The organism is Streptomyces lothianensis, assembly GCF_047779955.1.
GTDB lineage: Bacteria > Actinomycetota > Actinomycetes > Streptomycetales > Streptomycetaceae > Streptomyces.
The window spans coordinates 45,508-62,596 of sequence record NZ_JBLMKT010000059.1 but is presented as its reverse complement, the minus strand read 5'-3'; the positions used below and the strand labels follow the sequence as shown (position 1 = coordinate 62,596).

The window sequence follows — 17,089 nt, the reverse complement described above, 5'->3', positions numbered from 1 at the left end:
CCCGGTCGTCCCACGAGGCGGTGACAGGCGCATGGTGGCGAGTACGGCGGCGTACGAGCTGCGGTTCGACTCCGGCAGGATCTGCCTCGATCTGCTTGCCACGGCCCATCCCGCAGAACGCCTCGGCAGCACGGGCGCGCTGTGCGCCTGGCTGGTCGGCGCCGGGCTCGTGCCCGCCGGCAGCCCGCTCGGCCGGATCGACCCGGCCTGCCTGCGGCACTTTCGCGAGCTGCGCGCGGACATCGACCGGCTGATCCGGGCCGAGCCCGCCCTCGACCGCAGACCTGTGGAGTCGGCCCTGGCCCGGATCAACACCCGCGCCCTCGGCGCACCGCCCGCCCCGCGCGCCCTGCTCACCGAGGACGGCCGGCTCGTGCGCCGACTGCACACGGAACCCGACTGCGCGGGCCTGATCGCGGCCGTCGCCCGCGATCTGGTCGAGCTGCTCACCGATCCGGTGGCCGCCTCCTGCGTCCGCCAGTGCGAAGGCGACAACTGCCGTCTCGTCTACCTGGACACCTCACGCGGGCGTCGGCGCCGCTGGTGCTCCAGCGAGGTCTGCGGCAACCGGGAGCGGGTGGCCCGGCACCGGCGGCGTATGTCCGTCACGTGAACGCCCCTCCCGCAGAAATTTTCCGCACCGCTTGAACACAACCAGCCGCCGCCCCGTATCTCCCCGATAAGTGAGCCGAAGCAAAAGGGGAAGCCCCCGTCGAGCAGGGGACACCGGAGGCAGGCGTGCGCAAGGATTCCGCAGTGGCCGACGACCGACCTCCGCGGGCCAGGCACCGGTTGCCGAAGCCCTCCCGCCAAACCACGCCGGAGGAGGAGCTGATGCGCGCGCTCTACCGTGAGCACGCGGGTCCGCTCCTCGCGTACGTGCTGCGCCTGGTCGCCGGGGACCGCCAGCGCGCCGAGGACGTGGTGCAGGAGACGCTGATCCGAGCGTGGAAGAACGCCGGGCAGCTGACCGGGGCCACCTCCGTGCGCCCCTGGCTGGTGACCGTGGCGCGGCGTATCGTCATCGACGGCCACCGCAGTCGGCAGGCCCGGCCGCAGGAGGTCGACCCGGCACCGCTCGACGTCATCCCCGCGGAGGACGAGATCGACAAGGCGCTTTGGCTGATGATGCTTTCGGACGCGCTCGAGGATCTGACGCCCGCGCACCGGGAGGTCCTCGTCGAGACGTACTTCAAGGGACGCACGGTCAACGAGGCGGCCGAGGTGCTCGGGATACCCAGCGGCACCGTACGCTCGCGGGTGTTCTACGCGCTGCGGTCCATGAAGCTGGCCCTCGAGGAGCGGGGGGTGTCGGCATGAACGACTTCCACGGACCGGACCACCACCCCTACGGACCGAACCGTCCCTACGGACCGGACCACCCCCAGGGACCGGACCCCCGCGGCGGGCACCGGGCGCCCGGCCCCGACCTCCACGAGAGCGTCGGCGCGTACGCGCTCGGCATCCTCGACGCCCCGGAGGCCGCCGCCTTCGAGGCCCACCTGGCCGGCTGCGCCACCTGCGCCGCCCGCCTCGACGAACTCGCCGGCATGGAACCCATGCTCGCCGCCCTCGCGGACCGCCCGCCGCACCCGGCACCGGCCGCCCCGGCCGCCCCGGCGCGTCCGCCGGCCGCCGGGCAGCCCTCGGTACCGCCCGGCCCCCGCCTCGTACAGGACCTCGTCGGCGAGGTCACCCGACGGCGCGGGGCGAAGCGGCGGCGAGGCTTCCTCCTGGTGGCCGCCGCGGCCGCGCTGATCATCGGCGGCCCGCTGACGGTGGTCGCCGTCCAGGACGGCGACTCCGCGGCGACCCCGCACGCCCACTCCACCAGCCCGGCCGAGGACGCCTTCTTCCACCACATGGACAGAAAGCTCACGGCGACCGACGCGGACACCGACGTCACCGCCACCGTCGGCCTGGAGAAGAAGGGCTGGGGCACGCACGCCGTCCTGGAGCTGAAGAACGTCAAGGGCCCGCTCAAGTGCTCGCTGATCGCGGTCGGCGAGAACGGCGAGGAGGAGACGGTCACCTCGTGGTCCGTGCCCGAGCGCGGCTACGGCATCGACGGCGCACCGGACGACTGGTCCCGTGCACCGCTGTACGTGCACGGCGGAGCGGCCCTCGCGCCGGACGAGATCGACCACTTCGAGGTGCGTACATTCGACGGGAGGAAACTTGTTGATGTGAAGACGTGATGCACATCGGCCCCGCCTTCGATTACGGTGGACGGCTGCTCATATCGGGCAGCAGCACGTGAGAAGGGGACCTCGGTGGCCGAAGTCAACGCCGCCTCGCCGACCGGCACGCACGAGCCGGCCGGAACGCAGGAGCCTTTGAGCCCGCACGAGCCGGCCGGAACGCAGGAGCCTTTGAGCCCGCAGGAGCCGGTCGGCACACGGGAGCGCGAACTCGCGGTCGAACAGCGCCATCTCGACCGTGTCTACGCCCGCCTGGAGGAGAAGATCCACGAGGCCGAGTTCCTGATGGAGGACGCGGCCAAGCGCTCCCAGGTCGGCACGCCCGGCGCGCTCGCCGAGCGCGATGCCCAGGTCTACCGCGCGGGCATCCACCTGAACCGGCTCAACAACGAGTTCGAGGACTTCCTCTTCGGCCGGATCGACCTGCTGCTCGGCAAGGACGGCAAGAAGGGCCCCGACGGCGCGTACACCTCGGTCGAGCCCGCCGAGGACGCGATCCGCCCGGACAACACGGCCGATATCGCCGAGACCCTGCACATCGGCCGGATCGGTGTCCTCGACGCCGACTACTCGCCGCTCGTCATCGACTGGCGCGCCCCCGCCGCTGCGCCCTTCTACCGTTCCACCCCGGTCGCGCCCGGCCGGGTGGTACGCCGCCGGGTCATCCGCTCCAAGGGCCACCGGGTGCTCGGCGTCGAGGACGACCTGATGCGCCCCGAGCTCACCGCGTACCTGGACGGTGAGGAGCTTCCCGCGCTCGGCGACGGCGCCCTGATGGCCGCGCTCGGCCAGGCCCGCAGCCACTCGATGCGCGACATCGTGGCCTCCATCCAGGCCGAACAGGACCTCGTCATCCGCGCCCCCGCCGCCTCCGTGACGTATGTGGAGGGCGGCCCGGGCACGGGCAAGACGGCCGTGGCGCTGCACCGCGCCGCGTATCTCCTCTACCAGGACCGCCGCCGCTACTCCGGCGGCATTCTGATCGTCTCCCCGACCCCGCTGCTCGTCGCCTACACCGAGGGCGTGCTGCCCTCGCTCGGCGAGGAGGGCCAGGTCGCGATCCGCGCGGTCGGCTCCCTGGTCGACGGCGTGGAGGCCACGCTGTACGACGATCCGGCGGTCGCCCGCGTCAAGGGCGCCTCACGGATGCTGAAGGTGCTGCGCAAGGCCGCCCGCGGGGTGCTCGACACCCCGGCCGCCCCGTCCCGTCCCGCCCCGCAGCCCGTCCAGCCGACCCTGGAGGATTCCGTACGGGATGAGGATGCTGTAGGGGATGAGGATGCTGTAGGGGATGAGCGTTCCGTACGGGATGAGCGTTCCGTACGGGATGAGCGTTCCGTACGGGAAGCAGGCCCCCAGGTCCGTACCGACCTGCTCCGCGTGGTGGCCTTCGGCCGCCGCCTGGAGCTGGACGCGGACGAACTGCGCTCCATCCGCCGCACCGTCCTCGGCGGCACAGCCCCCGTGAACCTGCTCCGCCCACGCGCCCGCAAGCTGCTGCTCGACGCGCTGTGGGCCAAGTCCGGCGGGGCGGCCCGGCACGACGATCCGGAGCTCGCCGCCGAACTCCGCGCCTCCTTCGACGAGGACGTGAGCGAGGAGGACTCCTTCACCGCATTCCTCGGCGCCTGGTGGCCGGAGCTGACCCCGCGCATGGTCCTTGACGCGATGGCGGACGAGAAGCGTCTGTCCCGCTGGGGCCGCCGGGTCCTCAACCCCGGCGAGGTCCGCAGACTGGCCCGTTCGCTGCGCCGCGAGGGCCACTCGGTGCACGACGTGGCGCTCCTCGACGAGCTGAACGCCATTCTCGGCACCCCCGCCCGCCCCAGGCGCAAGCGCGAACTCGACCCGCTCGACCAGCTCACCGGCCTGGAGGAGCTGATGCCGCAGCGCGAGGAGACCCAGCGCGAGCGGGCCGAACGCCTCGCCCAGGAGCGCGTCGAATACGCGCACGTCATCGTCGACGAGGCACAGGACCTCACCCCCATGCAGTGGCGGATGGTCGGCCGCCGCGGACGGCACGCCACCTGGACCGTGGTCGGCGACCCGGCCCAGTCCTCCTGGTCCGAGCCGGACGATGCCGCCGCCGCACGCGACGAGGCGCTCGGCACCCGCCCGCGCCGCCGCTTCGAGCTCACCGTCAACTACCGCAACCCATCCGAGATCGCGGACCTCGCGGCCAAGGTGCTCGCCCTCGCGATGCCGGGCATGCCCTCGCCGAAGGCCGTACGGTCCACGGGCCTCGAACCCCGCTTCGCGGTCGTGGCCGAGCCGGTGGCGGGCGGCGGGAGCGACCGAAGCGGCGTACGGGACGGGCTTGGGGCCTCCGTACGGGACGGGCTCGGCGCCTCCGGACGGGAGGGGCTCGGTGCGGCCGTGCGCGCGGAGGCGGCCCGGCTCCTGGACCAGGTCGACGGGACCGTCGGCGTCGTGGTCGCCATGCGGCGCCGCGAGGAGGCGGCCCGCTGGCTGGACGGCCTGGGGGAGCGGGTCGTGGCGCTCGGCTCCCTGGAGGCCAAGGGCCTCGAGTACGACGCGACGGTGGTGGTCTCCCCGGCGGAGATCGCCGACGAGTCACCGGCCGGCCTGCGCGTCCTGTACGTGGCACTGACCCGCGCCACCCAGCAGCTGACGGTGGTTTCGGCACCGGCGGACGCGCCGGACGCGGGCGGAGTCCCGGACCTGCTGCGCGACTAGATCCGCACTGGATTCGTCATCTCCTGCGGGACGGGGTTCGTTTGTTACCGTTGTTCTGGCACCGGCTCGATCCAAGCCCCCGGGCCCAACCTTCGTCGCTACGAGCGACCACTTGCCGCGAGGCGAGCATGGCGGGCCGGTGTCACTGAGCTTCAGCAGAGGTCCACGCCCCTCGGGGCGTGGACCTCTTTTTGTATGTAGCCACAGACTCGGTGCGTGCCCCCTGAACGGGCTTCCGCCGCGACCCATGTTTCTCGTATGGTGGAAGTAGTTTTCCGAAATCGACCTGTCTCCACGAGCAAAACGTTCTAAACCCGGGACGGCTACCTCGTACCGGCAGGTAGGTGCGACGATCGGATGACGCACGCGATGTAACAGGTGAAAGAGAGAAGTCGGCATGGCAACGGCGCCCAGCGTCTCCTACTCGATGACGGTCCGTCTTGAAGTGCCCGCGAGCGGCACCGCCGTCTCCCAGCTCACCACGGCCGTGGAGTCCTCCGGCGGCCACGTCACCGGCCTCGACGTCACCGCATCCGGCCACGAGAAGCTCCGTATCGACGTCACCATCGCCGCCACCTCCACGGCGCACGCGGACGAGATCGTCGAGGAGCTGCGCGGGATCGACGGTGTGGTCCTCGGCAAGGTCTCCGACCGTACGTTCCTGATGCACCTCGGCGGCAAGATCGAGATGGCCTCGAAGCACCCCATCCGCAACCGTGACGACCTCTCCATGGTCTACACGCCGGGTGTGGCCCGCGTTTGCATGGCGATCGCCGAGAACCCCGAGGACGCCCGCCGCCTCACCATCAAGCGCAACACCGTCGCCGTGGTGACCGACGGCTCCGCCGTGCTCGGCCTCGGCAACATCGGCCCCATGGCGGCCATGCCGGTCATGGAGGGCAAGGCGGCCCTGTTCAAGCGTTTCGCCGACATCGACGCCTGGCCGATCTGCCTCGACACCCAGGACACCGACGCGATCGTCGAGATCGTCAAGGCCATCGCACCCGGCTTCGCGGGCATCAACCTGGAGGACATCTCGGCGCCCCGCTGCTTCGAGATCGAGGCGCGCCTGCGCGAGGCCCTCGACATCCCCGTCTTCCACGACGACCAGCACGGCACCGCGATCGTCGTGCTCGCCGCGCTGACCAACGCGCTGCGGGTGGTCGGCAAGTCGATCGGTGACGTACGCGTCGTCATGTCGGGCGCGGGCGCGGCCGGTACCGCGATCCTCAAGCTGCTCATCGCCGCCGGCGTCAAGCACGCCGTCGTCGCCGACATCCACGGCGTCGTGCACGCGGACCGCGCCGACCTCGTCGACGCGGCCGAGGACTCGCCGCTGCGCTGGATCGCCGACAACACCAACCCCGAGGGCGTCACCGGCACGCTCAAGGAAGCGGTCGTCGACGCGGACGTGTTCATCGGCGTCTCCGCGCCGAACGTCCTCGACGGCGGCGATGTGGCCGCCATGGCCGACGACGCGATCGTCTTCGCGCTCGCGAACCCCGACCCCGAGGTCGACCCGGCGATCGCCCGCAGGACCGCGGGAGTTGTCGCCACCGGGCGCTCGGACTTCCCGAACCAGATCAACAACGTGCTTGTCTTCCCCGGTGTGTTCCGCGGTCTGCTCGACGCGCAGTCGCGCACCGTCAACACCGAGATGATGCTCGCGGCGGCGACGGCGCTCGCGGGCGTGGTCACAGAGGACGAGCTCAACCCTAACTACATCATCCCCAGCGTCTTCAACGACAAGGTCGCGGGCGCGGTCGCGGGCGCGGTCCGCAACGCGGCGAAGGCGGCGGGCGCGACGGCCTGACCGGAGCTTCGCAGGTTCCCCTCCGTCTGTGACGGGAACCACGCCCTGATCGGCGGCGCGTCGTGGAACGCGGTGCGCCGCCCGGGGCTCTAGGGTTGCGGGCGGAAACCACGCCCTCGCGGCTGCGGTGCCTCACCGGAGGCCGACGGAGCGTCACCATTTCGGGGTACGTTGCCGGTGATGGGCGCTTTTCGTGTGACTACTGTTCCTCTGACGGGGTGCCGGATTGGCTTTCCCGCCAGAGGTGGGGGCAGGATGCTTCCCCAAGGGCTTAGTCCGAGGGGCACCACCCACGGGCGCGAGGGTCCGGCCGGCGGACCCGGGTCACCCGGCCGCCGAGGACCCTGGCAGCATCGGCTTCGCTGTGCCCGACAGGCTCTGCCGCGTGGCACCGCCTCAACAGCAAGATGAACACGGGAGTAACAACATGAACCGCAGTGAGCTGGTGGCCGCGCTGGCCGACCGCGCCGAGGTGACCCGCAAGGACGCCGACGCCGTGCTGGCCGCGTTCGCCGAGACCGTCGGCGAGATCGTCGCCAAGGGCGACGAGAAGGTCACCATCCCCGGCTTCCTCACCTTCGAGCGCACCCACCGTGCCGCTCGCACCGCCCGCAACCCGCAGACCGGCGAGCCGATCAACATCCCCGCCGGCTACAGCGTGAAGGTTTCCGCGGGCTCGAAGCTCAAGGAAGCGGCGAAGGGCAAGTAAGCCTTTTCGTTTGCGGAGGGGGCACCCGGAACGTTCCGGGTGCCCCCTCCGGCGTTCCGCCGGGCCGCTCCGTCGCTCCGCGGCGGGGGGTGCTGGTACGGGGCTGACGCCGCGGGCCCCTGCCGACGGGGCTCTGCCCCCTGTAGTCCCGGGGTGGTGCTGACGCCGCGGGCCCCTGCCGACGGCGCTCCGCCCCCTGCGCCCCGTGGTGCTCCGCCACTCCCCGACAGGGTGTTGGTATGGGGCTCGCACCCTGGGCCCGCTTCACGGGGGCTGTGCCCTCCACTCCCGGGTGGTGCTCAGCCGGCTCCGCGACGGGGGTGCTGATACGGGGCTGATGCCCCGGACCCTGCCGCGGGGCTGCACTCTCGCGGGTCCCACCCCCGTGGGTCCCACCCCAGTGGGGATCTGCCTCCCGCGCTTTCGGTGGGACCTCGGTTCCTGCACCCCGCTGGGGGCAACTTTCAGCCCGTCCGGCGTTTGAGGACGAGCGCGTTCAGCGCGATTGGGGGCAAGGGGCGCAGCCCCAAACGGGGGTCCAGGGGGCGGAGCCCCCGGGTGGTCCGCCCACGCAGAGGGCGCGCCGCACGGGCCCGTGCACCCTGGGCTGGTCCGGGCTGGCCCACGAACCTGTGCACCCCGGGCTGGCCCACGAACCCGCGCCCTCAGAACGTCACTTCGGTCAGGGACTTCACGATCGTCGTGCGTGGTCCCGGGAGGATTCCCGGGACCGAGGGGACGGCGAGGAGGGTGCAGGAAGCCGAAAGGGCCGCCTCCGCGCCCGTGGGCGTGTCCTCGACCGCCAGGCAGGCGGACGGGGAGACACCCAGCGCCGCCGCCGCGTTCAGGTACGGGTCCGGATGCGGCTTGCCGCGCTCCGATTCGCCCTCCGCGAAGGAGACGTCGAAGCGGTGGCGGCCCAGCGCCCCGAGGACGAGATCCGCCACGTGGCGTTCCGAGGACGTCACCAGGGCCGTGGGAACGCCCAGTTCCCGCGCGCGGTCCAGGAGCTCCAGAGCCCCCGGCTGGATCGTCACCCCCTTCGCCACCGCCGCGGTGAACGCCTCGTCCAGCGCCCGGACGGCCTCCTCCCGCGGGCGTGCGGTGAGTTGCCCGCGTATGAGCAGCTCCGCCGCCCCGCCGATCGTCGCACCCGCGAACGGTTCGAGATCCGAGGCCAAGGCCGATCTCCCTTCCGCGGCGAGGAATTCCCGTACGACGTCGAGCCAGGCGTGCTCGGTGTCGACCAGCGTGCCGTCCATGTCGCACAGCAGGGCCGCGGGGCGGGGCAGGAGTGTCATGCGGTGTGGTGCTTCTTTCGGTTGAGGGGAGAGAAGGGGAGGGGAAAAGGAGAGGGGAAGGGGAAGCGGGAAGCGGGAAGGGAGAGGGGGCGGCGGCAGGCCGCGCCGGGCGTTCAGGGGTGCGCGCGGCCCGAACCCTGCCTCACGCAGGGGCCGTTCGGGCCAGTGGGTTGGCCTGGAGGGAGTTGCGGACCGTGAAGACGACCGATCCTGGCCTGTAGCGGTCGTCGGAGGTCTCCACGGGACGGCCTTCGGCCGTGGTCGTGGTGCGGCGCACCCGCAGGAGCGGGGAGCCGCGGCGCACGCCGAGCTCCCTGGCCTCCGTGGTCCCGGCGGCGACCGCGTCCAGGTGGTGTTCGCCGTGGTACATGACCAGTCCGACGGCCTCGTACAGGCTCTGTGTGACCGACTCGCAGTCGGGCGGCAGCAGTTCGGCGGCATCCGCGGCCCAGCCCGCGTAGGCGGTGCGTTCCAGGAGGGTCGGTTCGCCGTCGAGGGTGCGGATGCGCAGCACGTGCAGTACCTCGTCGCCGGGCGCGAGGTGCAGCTGCGCGGCCTCCGCCTCGTCCGCCTTGCCGCGCGCCGAGCTCAGCACAAGACCGCCGGGCGTACGCCCGCTGGCCCTCGCCCACTGGGCGAAGCTGCGCAGTTCGGTGAAGCTCTGGCTGGGTGTGGTGGCGAGCACGACACGGCGGGCTCCCTGTCGCGAGCCGATGAGGCCCTCCGCCTGGAGCGTGCCGAAGGCCTGCCGCAGTGTGCCGCGGGACACACCGTGTTCGAGGGTGAGCTCGGACTCCGAGGGCAGCGCGGACCCCACCGGATAGGTGCCTTCGGCGATGGCGCGGCGCAGTTGCTCCGCGATCTGCTCGTGCCGTCGGGTCACTTCACTCCTCGGGGGCTCTCTTGTGGTGCGGCTCACGGGGGCGCCTGCCCCGCCGGGATCATGTCATCCCAGGTCGCCGTATGCATCTCCCCCTGTGCGCAGCCGAGTGCGCAGATCCTTGCATGCCGCGAGCGCGAGCCTTGCTCATAACCGCTTTACCGGCCGGTAAACCTTCGACCTGATAACGCTTTTGACCTGCGGTTTTTATCGAGACAGAACTTTACCCGCGGGCAACTTCCTGGTTAGCTTCGGCTGGCTTACTGACGATGGCTTGTCCAGACAGGTGGCTCGCCGAAGACCTAGGAGTAATGCATCGTGAAGGCACCGCAACCCCGTCGCTTCCTGACCGCCGCAGCCATCGCGGCCGTCTCCGCCGTCGTGGTCACGGGCTGTGGCTCGGCCCCCGACGACGGCGGCCAGGACAGCGCGGCCGCGAAGGCCACGTCGGCCGCCGACCTCGGCGGTATGGACAAGCTCGTCGAGGCGGCGAAGAAGGAAGGCAAGCTCAACGTCTACGCCCTCGCCCCGGACTGGGCGAACTACGGCGAGATGATCGAGACCTTCGAGAAGAAGTACGGCATCGAGGTCAACAACGAGGACCCGGGCGGCTCCAGCCAGGGCGCCCTGAACGCCGCCGCCAAGCGCAAGGGCCAGGACCGCGCCGTGGACGCGCTGGACCTGGGCACCGCGTACATGCAGGACGCCAAGGCCAAGGACCTGCTCGCGCCGTACAAGGTCCAGGGCTGGGAGTCGATCCCGGACTCGCAGAAGGAGGCCGACGCCTCCTTCATGAACAACTACGGCGGCTACATCTCCATCGGCTGCGACGCCAAGGCCGTCAAGACCTGCCCGGAGACCTTCAAGGACCTCCTGAAGCCCGAGTACAAGAACAAGGTCGCCCTCAACGGCAACCCGACCGAGTCCGGCTCCGCGCTCGCCACGGTCTACGCCGCGGCGCTCGCCAACGGCGGCTCCTTCGACGACATCCAGCCCGGCCTGGACTTCTTCGCCGAGCTGAAGGACAAGGGCAACTACGTCCCCGCCGAGTCCACCCTCGCCACGATCGAGAAGGGCGAGACCCCGATCTCCATCGACTGGGACTACCTCAACCTCGGCTACGGCGAGAAGCTCGAGCCCAAGGGCGTCGACTGGCAGGTCACCGTGCCCGCCGACGGCAAGTACTCGCGTTACTACAACCAGGGCGTCAACAAGTACGCCCCGCACCCGGCGGCCGCCCGCCTGTGGCTGGAGTTCATCTACAGCCCCGAGGGCCAGAACATCTGGCTCAAGGGCTACTCGCGCCCCGCGCTGCTCGACAAGATGAAGCAGGACGGCACCGCCGACGAGGCCGCCCTCGCCAAGATCCCCGAGGTCGAGGGCACCCCCGAGTTCCCGTCCGCGGAGCAGGAGGCCAAGGCCAAGGAGACGGTCGTGCAGGGCTGGGGCAAGGCGGTCAGCTGAGCATGCCCGACAAGACCGTCGCTCCGCGTACGGCCGCCGCGCCGGCCGCCGCCGCACCGGCCCCCCAGCCGGTCGCGGCGGCGGCCGGCCCCGGCGCCGGCCCGCAGGCGGCGGACGCCAAGCCGTCCGCCCCCGCCAAACGCCGCCGGCGCCTGGGCCGCTGGCCCGCCGTGGTGCCCTTCTTCGTCTTCCTCGCCCTGTGCTTCGGGCTGCCCGCGGGCACCATGGCCTACGGGGCGTTCACGGTCGCCGACCCGGTCACCGGGCAGAGCAGCTTCTCGCTGGAGAACGTCAGCGGCTCCCTCTCCGGCGCCTACGCCACCGGCCTCACCGGCAGCGTCGAGCTGTCCATGGTCTCCGCCCTGTTCGCCACGATCATCGGCGCCCTGATCGCCCAGGCTGTGGTCTCCTCCAAGCGGCCCGGACTGCGCCAGATCGTCGTCTCGGCCAGCGGTGTGCTCGCCAACTTCTCCGGCGCCCCGCTCGCCTTCGCGTTCATCGCGACCCTCGGCACCACCGGCACCGTGACCAGGCTGCTCTCGCTGCAGTCCACCGGCTTCAGCCTCTACAGCTTCACCGGCCTGGTCCTCGCCTACCTCTACTTCATGATCCCGCTGATGGTGGTCGCCGTACTGCCCGCGCTCGACGGGCTGCGCACCCAGTGGCAGGAGGCCGCCGCCTCCTGCGGCGCGAGCCGCGCCCAGTACTGGCGGCACGTGGGCATCCCCGTCCTCACGCCCTCGCTGCTCGGCGGCGCGGTCCTGATGTTCGGCACCGCCTTCGCCTCGCACGCCACCGCGGCCGTGATGGTCGGCTCCTCGGTGCCGCTGATCACCATCCAGATCGCCAACGCCCTCAACGGCAACGTCCTGGTCGGCCAGGAGAACCTCGCGCTCGCGATGAGCCTCAACATGGTCGTGATCGCGTTGCTCGTGATGCTCGTACAGATACCGCTGCAGCGCAGGAGTGCACGATGGCTCGGCTGACCTCACGGGGGCCCGTGCTCGGCCTCGCGGCCCTCTACTTCCTGGTCCCGATCGCGGCCACCCTCTGGTACACGATCGACAACACCGGCGGCATCAGCTTCGAGGTGTACGAGCGGGGCATCGGCTCCGACGGCCTCACCGAAAGCCTGACGCTCTCCATCGGCCTCGGACTCGCCACGGTCACGCTCGGACTGCTGCTCATGGTCCCGACACTGGTCGCCGTCGCGCTCTATCTCCCGAAGCTGCGCAGACTCGTCGAGATCCTGTGCATGCTGCCGCTCGTGGTGCCGCCGATCGCGCTGGTCGCCGGTGTCTCCACGGTGCTCTCCTGGGAGCAGGACTTCGCGGACACCCCGCTGTACATGACCTTCAAGGTCCTGCGGGACGAGAACTTCCCGCTGATCCTGGTCCTCGTCTACACGGTGATGTCGCTGCCCTTCCTCTACCGCTCCCTGGACGCCGGACTGCGCGCCATCGACCTCAGGGTCCTCGTGGAGGCCGCCCGCAGCCTCGGCGCCTCGCGGCTGCAGACCCTGTGGCAGGTCGTCGTGCCCAATCTGCGCACCGCCGTGATGGGCGGCGCCGTGCTCAGCCTGGCCATGGTGCTCGGCGAGTACACCGTCGCCGCGGTGCTCTCGTACCGGCCGTTCTCGGTGTGGATGGTGGACATCCGCGATGCCGAACCCCAGCTGTCCGCCGCCTCCGCGATGCTCAGCCTGCTGATCACCTGGGGCCTGCTGCTTCTGCTCACCACCCTGGCCGGCGGCCGCACCCGCCGCCGTACGAACCGAAGGAACCCCACGTCATGACCGTCGCCGTGCAACTCAAGCAGCTGCGCCGGGAGTTCGACCGGACCGTGGCCCTCGACGGCCTCGACCTGGACATCGCGCCGGGCGAGATGATCGCCCTGCTCGGCCCGTCCGGCTGCGGCAAGACCACCGCGCTGCGGATCATCGCGGGCTTCGAGACCGTGGACAGCGGCGAACTCCTGATGGACGGCCAGGACATCACCGGGACGCCCGCCAACCGCCGCGACATCGGCATGGTCTTCCAGTCGTACAGCCTCTTCCCGAACATGACGGCCGCCGAGAACGTCGGCTACGGCCTTCGGGTACGCGGCAAGAGCAAGGCCGAACGCGGCGAGCGCGCCCAGGAGCTGCTCGACCTCGTCGGCCTGCCGGGCCGCGAGGGCCACTACCCGCACCAGCTCTCCGGCGGCCAGCAGCAGCGCGTCGCGCTCGCCCGCGCCCTGGCCGTACGGCCCAAGGTGCTGCTCCTGGACGAACCGCTGTCCGCGCTCGACGCCAAGGTGCGGCTCACGCTGCGCGAGGAGATCCGCCGCATCCAGCTGGAGCTCGGCATCACCACGGTCTTCGTCACGCACGACCAGGAGGAGGCGCTGTCCATGGCGGACCGCGTCGCCGTGATGAAGGACGGGCGGCTCGAACAGTGCGCGGCGCCCTCGGAGCTGTACGAGCGCCCGGCGACCCCGTTCGTCGCCGAGTTCGTCGGCACCATGAACCGGCTGCCCGGCACGGTACGGGACGGTTCGCTGGCCGAGCTGTTCGGCCGCAGGCTGCCCATCCACGGCGAGGCCCCGGCCGCGGGCACCGACGTCGACGTCCTGCTGCGGCCCGAGGGTCTCGCGGTCGGCGCCGCCGATGCCGAGGGCACCCCCGCCACCGTCAAGGTCGCGACGTTCCTGGGCGCCACCACCCGGCTGCTGCTCGCCACCGAGTCCGGGGTCGAGCTGAAGGCCGACCTGCCCAGCTGGGAGGCGACCGGTCTGACGCCGGGCGCGCGCTGCACGGTCACCCCGCAGGACACGCCCGTACTCGTCGCCGTACGGGACTGAGCACGGCATACGGAGGGGGGCGGGCCACAGCGGCCCGCCCCCCTTTCGTACGCGGAGAACCCAGCGCTGCTAGACCAGCGCACCGCCCGGCAGCTCGACCTTCGCGCCGAGCTCGACGAGCTTCTCCATGAAGTTCTCGTAGCCGCGGTTGATCAGGTCGATGCCGTGCACGCGCGACGTGCCCTGCGCCGCGAGCGCCGCGATCAGGTACGAGAAACCGCCGCGCAGGTCGGGGATGACCAGATCCGCGCCCTGGAGCTTCGTCGGGCCCGAGACCACCGCGGAGTGCTGGAAGTTGCGCTGCCCGAAACGGCAGTCGGAGCCGCCGAGGCACTCGTTGTACAGCTGGATGTGCGCGCCCATCTGGTTCAGTGCGGAGGTGAAGCCGAGCCGCGACTCGTACACCGTCTCGTGCACGATGGAGAGCCCGGAGGCCTGCGTGAGCGCGACGACGAGCGGCTGCTGCCAGTCGGTCTGGAAGCCGGGGTGGACGTCCGTCTCCAGCGCTATGGCCTTGAGCGCGCCGCCCGGGTGCCAGAAGCGGATGCCCTCGTCGTCGATCTCGAAGGCGCCGCCGACCTTCCGGTAGGTGTTGAGGAAGGTCATCATCGTGCGCTGCTGGGCGCCGCGCACGTAGATGTTGCCCTCGGTGGCGAGCGCGGCCGAGGCCCAGGAAGCCGCCTCCAGGCGGTCCGAGAGCGCCTGGTGGTTGTAGCCGCCGAGCCGGTCCACACCGGTGATCCGGATGGTCCGGTCGGTGTCCATCGCGATGATCGCGCCCATCTTCTGCAGCACGCAGATGAGGTCCTCGATCTCCGGCTCGACCGCCGCGTTGGACAGCTCGGTGACGCCCTCCGCGAGCACGGCCGTGAGCAGCACCTGCTCGGTCGCGCCCACGGACGGGTACGGCAGCCGGATCTTGCAGCCGCGCAGCCGCTGCGGGGCCTCCAGATACTGGCCGTCGGCGCGCTTCTCGATGGTCGCGCCGAACTGCCGCAGCACCTCGAAGTGGAAGTCGATGGGCCGGCCGCCGATGTCGCAGCCGCCCAGGCCCGGGATGAAGGCGTGCCCGATCCGGTGCAGCAGCGGGCCGCACAGCAGGATCGGGATACGGGACGAGCCCGCGTGCGCGTCGATGTCCGCGACGTTCGCGCTCTCGACGTGAGAGGGGTCCATCACGAGCTCGCCCGGCTCGTCGCCGGGGCGGACGGTCACACCGTGCAGCTGCAGCAGCCCCCGTACGACACGTACGTCGCGGATGTCGGGCACATTGCGCAGCCGGCTCGGCTCGTGGCCGAGCAGCGCGGCGACCATCGCCTTGGGCACGAGGTTCTTCGCCCCGCGGACCCGGATCTCACCCTCCAGGGGCGTTCCGCCATGGACAAGGAGGACGTCGTCGGTGCCTTTGACGGTCATGTATCTCGCGTTCCGATGAGGTCGGGCAGGGGGGAGTCGGGCCGAGGCCCTGGCTGGGGGACCGAAGATGCAAGCGTAATGGCCGTATACCCCTGCTCCCTAAGCCTGCGGGCGCCTTGGAACGTCATGGATTCGCCACAACACGAGCCGTTGCTTCGCAGTCGCGTACGGTCACCGTTCGCACCGCCCCTCCCACACCACGCGCCGGGGCCCGCCGCAACCGGCTGACAACCGGCTGACAACCGGCTGACAACCGGCTCACCACCGGATATGGGCGGACAGACCCCCGAGTGTCCGCTTCTTCGCCCCTTCTCCACCCCTCTGGGCCGAAGATGCGGGATCATGTCGAGCATGACCGAGGTGTCCTCCCTCACAGGGCGGCTGCTCGTGGCCACCCCCGCCCTGGCGGACCCGAACTTCGACCGCGCCGTCGTCCTCCTGCTCGACCACGACCAGGAGGGCTCGCTCGGCGTGGTCCTCAACCGGCCCACACCCGTCGGCGTCGGCGACATCCTCGAAGGCTGGGCGGAACTGACCGGTGAGCCGGGCGTCGTCTTCCAGGGCGGCCCCGTCTCCCTCGACTCCGCCCTCGGAGTCGCCGTCATCCCGGGCGAGGAAGGCCCCCTCGGCTGGCGCCGCGTCCACGGCGCGATCGGCCTCGTGGACCTGGAGGCCCCACCGGAACTCCTCGCCGCGGCACTCGGCTCACTCCGCATCTTCGCCGGCTACTCGGGCTGGGGCCCCGGCCAGCTGGACGACGAGCTGTCCGACGGCGCCTGGTACGTCGTCGAGTCCGAGCCGGGCGACATCTCCTCGCCCTCCCCCGAGGGGCTGTGGCGTGCCGTCCTCCGCCGCCAGCGCAGCAAACTCGCGGTGATAGCGACATATCCGGACGACCCCTCCCTCAACTGAAGGTGCGGCTGCGGAGGGGCACCCCGCGGGTTGACGCGCGGGGGTGTTTGCCGCACGGCTTCGGTAGCCTCAAGGTATGAGCACTCTTGAGCCCGAGCGCGGCGCAGGTACGGGGACCCTCGTAGAGCCGACACCCCAGGTGTCGCACGGCGACGGCGACCACGAGCGCTACGCCCACTACGTCCAGAAGGACAAGATCATGGCGAGCGCCCTCGACGGCACCCCCGTCGTCGCGCTCTGCGGCAAGGTCTGGGTCCCGGGCCGCGACCCGAAGAAGTACCCGGTCTGCCCCCTGTGCAAGGAGATCTACGAGTCCATGGGGGACAGCGGCGGCGACAAGGGCAAGGACGGCAAGGGCGGCGGCAAGAAGTAGCCCCCTGGGCAAGTAGCCCCCTGGGCAGGTAGCCCCCGGGCCACGTCAACCGCTCCGCACAACCCACCCCGTACGGCCCCCGGCGAGCACAACACGTGCCCGCCGGGGGCCGCGCGCGTCTCAGAACCCGAAACGCTGCTTTCCTCCATTTGAGACGCACCCCCGCGCCTCGAATTTTCCTCACCAGCGGGATGCGTTCGGCTACCCAGGGTGGTCTCGGCCGGTCCGGCCTCGGCGGCGTGTCCGAGGCGTGCTGGGGTGCTGCTGGCGGGCGAGCTGCTGCGCGTTCCTCCGAACGCCCTTGGTGAATAGGGGAGTTGGGTGGTGCGCGAGCTGTTGCGGCGGATGGAGCGTGATCACGTTGAGCTGATCACGGGGAGTGATGTGAGGTGAGCATCATGTGTAACTTCCTGAGGGGGTTCAGATTCGGACGAGTCACGCAAACGCGCAGATCGTGAAGGTGTGGCGGGTGCGGATTGCGG

The 17,089-nt window shown here is 70.9% G+C and carries 15 protein-coding genes; 12 read left to right on the top strand and 3 right to left on the bottom strand.

Annotation, left to right across the window (positions count from 1 at the left end):
* Nucleotides 1–31: 31 nt before the first annotated feature.
* From ACLF6P_RS20810 to ACLF6P_RS20785, 6 genes are all read left to right on the top strand, one after another.
* Complete coding sequence (locus ACLF6P_RS20810) at nt 32–613, top strand: CGNR zinc finger domain-containing protein (RefSeq protein ID WP_415952100.1); 582 nt, start codon at nt 32–34, stop codon at nt 611–613.
* Between the two features lie 125 nt (nt 614–738).
* Nucleotides 739–1,320, top strand: a complete 582-nt coding sequence (locus tag ACLF6P_RS20805) for a sigma-70 family RNA polymerase sigma factor (protein ID WP_415952099.1) — start codon at nt 739–741, stop codon at nt 1,318–1,320.
* Nucleotides 1,317–2,198, top strand: coding sequence for an anti-sigma factor family protein (locus ACLF6P_RS20800; RefSeq protein ID WP_415952098.1), 882 nt, complete (start codon nt 1,317–1,319; stop codon nt 2,196–2,198). The genes ACLF6P_RS20805 and ACLF6P_RS20800 overlap by 4 nt, the downstream gene beginning before the upstream one ends.
* 174 nt (nt 2,199–2,372) lie before the next feature.
* Nucleotides 2,373–4,898 (top strand): HelD family protein, encoded by a 2,526-nt coding sequence (locus tag ACLF6P_RS20795; protein ID WP_415952122.1) that lies wholly within the window; start codon nt 2,373–2,375, stop codon nt 4,896–4,898.
* Between the two features lie 397 nt (nt 4,899–5,295).
* Nucleotides 5,296–6,711 carry an NAD-dependent malic enzyme gene (locus tag ACLF6P_RS20790; protein WP_415952097.1) on the top strand — a complete coding sequence of 472 codons (1,416 nt, stop codon included), beginning with the start codon at nt 5,296–5,298 and terminating at the stop codon, nt 6,709–6,711.
* Nucleotides 6,712–7,138: 427 nt separating this feature from the next.
* Nucleotides 7,139–7,420, top strand: a complete 282-nt coding sequence (locus tag ACLF6P_RS20785) for an HU family DNA-binding protein (protein WP_016645140.1) — start codon at nt 7,139–7,141, stop codon at nt 7,418–7,420.
* 665 nt (nt 7,421–8,085) lie between these two features.
* Here the strand turns inward: ACLF6P_RS20785 and ACLF6P_RS20780 are convergent.
* Nucleotides 8,086–8,721, bottom strand: coding sequence for an HAD family hydrolase (locus ACLF6P_RS20780; protein WP_415952096.1), 636 nt, complete (start codon nt 8,719–8,721; stop codon nt 8,086–8,088).
* Nucleotides 8,722–8,863: 142 nt separating this feature from the next.
* Nucleotides 8,864–9,604, bottom strand: a complete 741-nt coding sequence (locus ACLF6P_RS20775) for a GntR family transcriptional regulator (protein ID WP_415952095.1) — start codon at nt 9,602–9,604, stop codon at nt 8,864–8,866.
* Nucleotides 9,605–9,919: 315 nt separating this feature from the next.
* Here ACLF6P_RS20775 and ACLF6P_RS20770 point away from each other — a divergent pair, with 315 nt between their 5' ends.
* Genes ACLF6P_RS20770 through ACLF6P_RS20755 form a run of 4 tightly spaced genes read left to right on the top strand, consistent with a single transcriptional unit; the run spans nt 9,920 to nt 13,906 of the window.
* On the top strand, nt 9,920–11,065 hold the full coding sequence (locus ACLF6P_RS20770; protein ID WP_415952094.1) for an ABC transporter substrate-binding protein: 1,146 nt from the start codon (nt 9,920–9,922) through the stop codon (nt 11,063–11,065).
* 2 nt (nt 11,066–11,067) lie between these two features.
* Complete coding sequence (locus ACLF6P_RS20765) at nt 11,068–12,051, top strand: ABC transporter permease (RefSeq protein WP_415952092.1); 984 nt, start codon at nt 11,068–11,070, stop codon at nt 12,049–12,051.
* Nucleotides 12,039–12,860: an ABC transporter permease gene (locus ACLF6P_RS20760; RefSeq protein ID WP_415952091.1), complete on the top strand. Its 822-nt coding sequence runs from the start codon at nt 12,039–12,041 to the stop codon at nt 12,858–12,860. Before ACLF6P_RS20765 ends, ACLF6P_RS20760 begins: the two co-directional genes overlap by 13 nt.
* Entirely contained in the window at nt 12,857–13,906 is a 1,050-nt protein-coding gene (locus ACLF6P_RS20755; protein ID WP_415952090.1) for an ABC transporter ATP-binding protein, read from the top strand. The genes ACLF6P_RS20760 and ACLF6P_RS20755 overlap by 4 nt, the downstream gene beginning before the upstream one ends.
* A gap of 69 nt (nt 13,907–13,975) precedes the next feature.
* Here ACLF6P_RS20755 and murA read toward each other — a convergent pair whose 3' ends face one another.
* Complete coding sequence (gene murA, locus ACLF6P_RS20750; protein WP_415952089.1) at nt 13,976–15,322, bottom strand: UDP-N-acetylglucosamine 1-carboxyvinyltransferase; 1,347 nt, start codon at nt 15,320–15,322, stop codon at nt 13,976–13,978.
* Nucleotides 15,323–15,673: 351 nt separating this feature from the next.
* Between murA and ACLF6P_RS20745 the strand changes: the two genes are divergently transcribed.
* Nucleotides 15,674–16,234 carry a YqgE/AlgH family protein gene (locus ACLF6P_RS20745; RefSeq protein WP_415952088.1) on the top strand — a complete coding sequence of 187 codons (561 nt, stop codon included), beginning with the start codon at nt 15,674–15,676 and terminating at the stop codon, nt 16,232–16,234.
* 76 nt (nt 16,235–16,310) lie between these two features.
* Nucleotides 16,311–16,607, top strand: coding sequence for a DUF3039 domain-containing protein (locus tag ACLF6P_RS20740; protein ID WP_415952087.1), 297 nt, complete (start codon nt 16,311–16,313; stop codon nt 16,605–16,607).
* Nucleotides 16,608–17,089 lie beyond the last annotated feature (482 nt).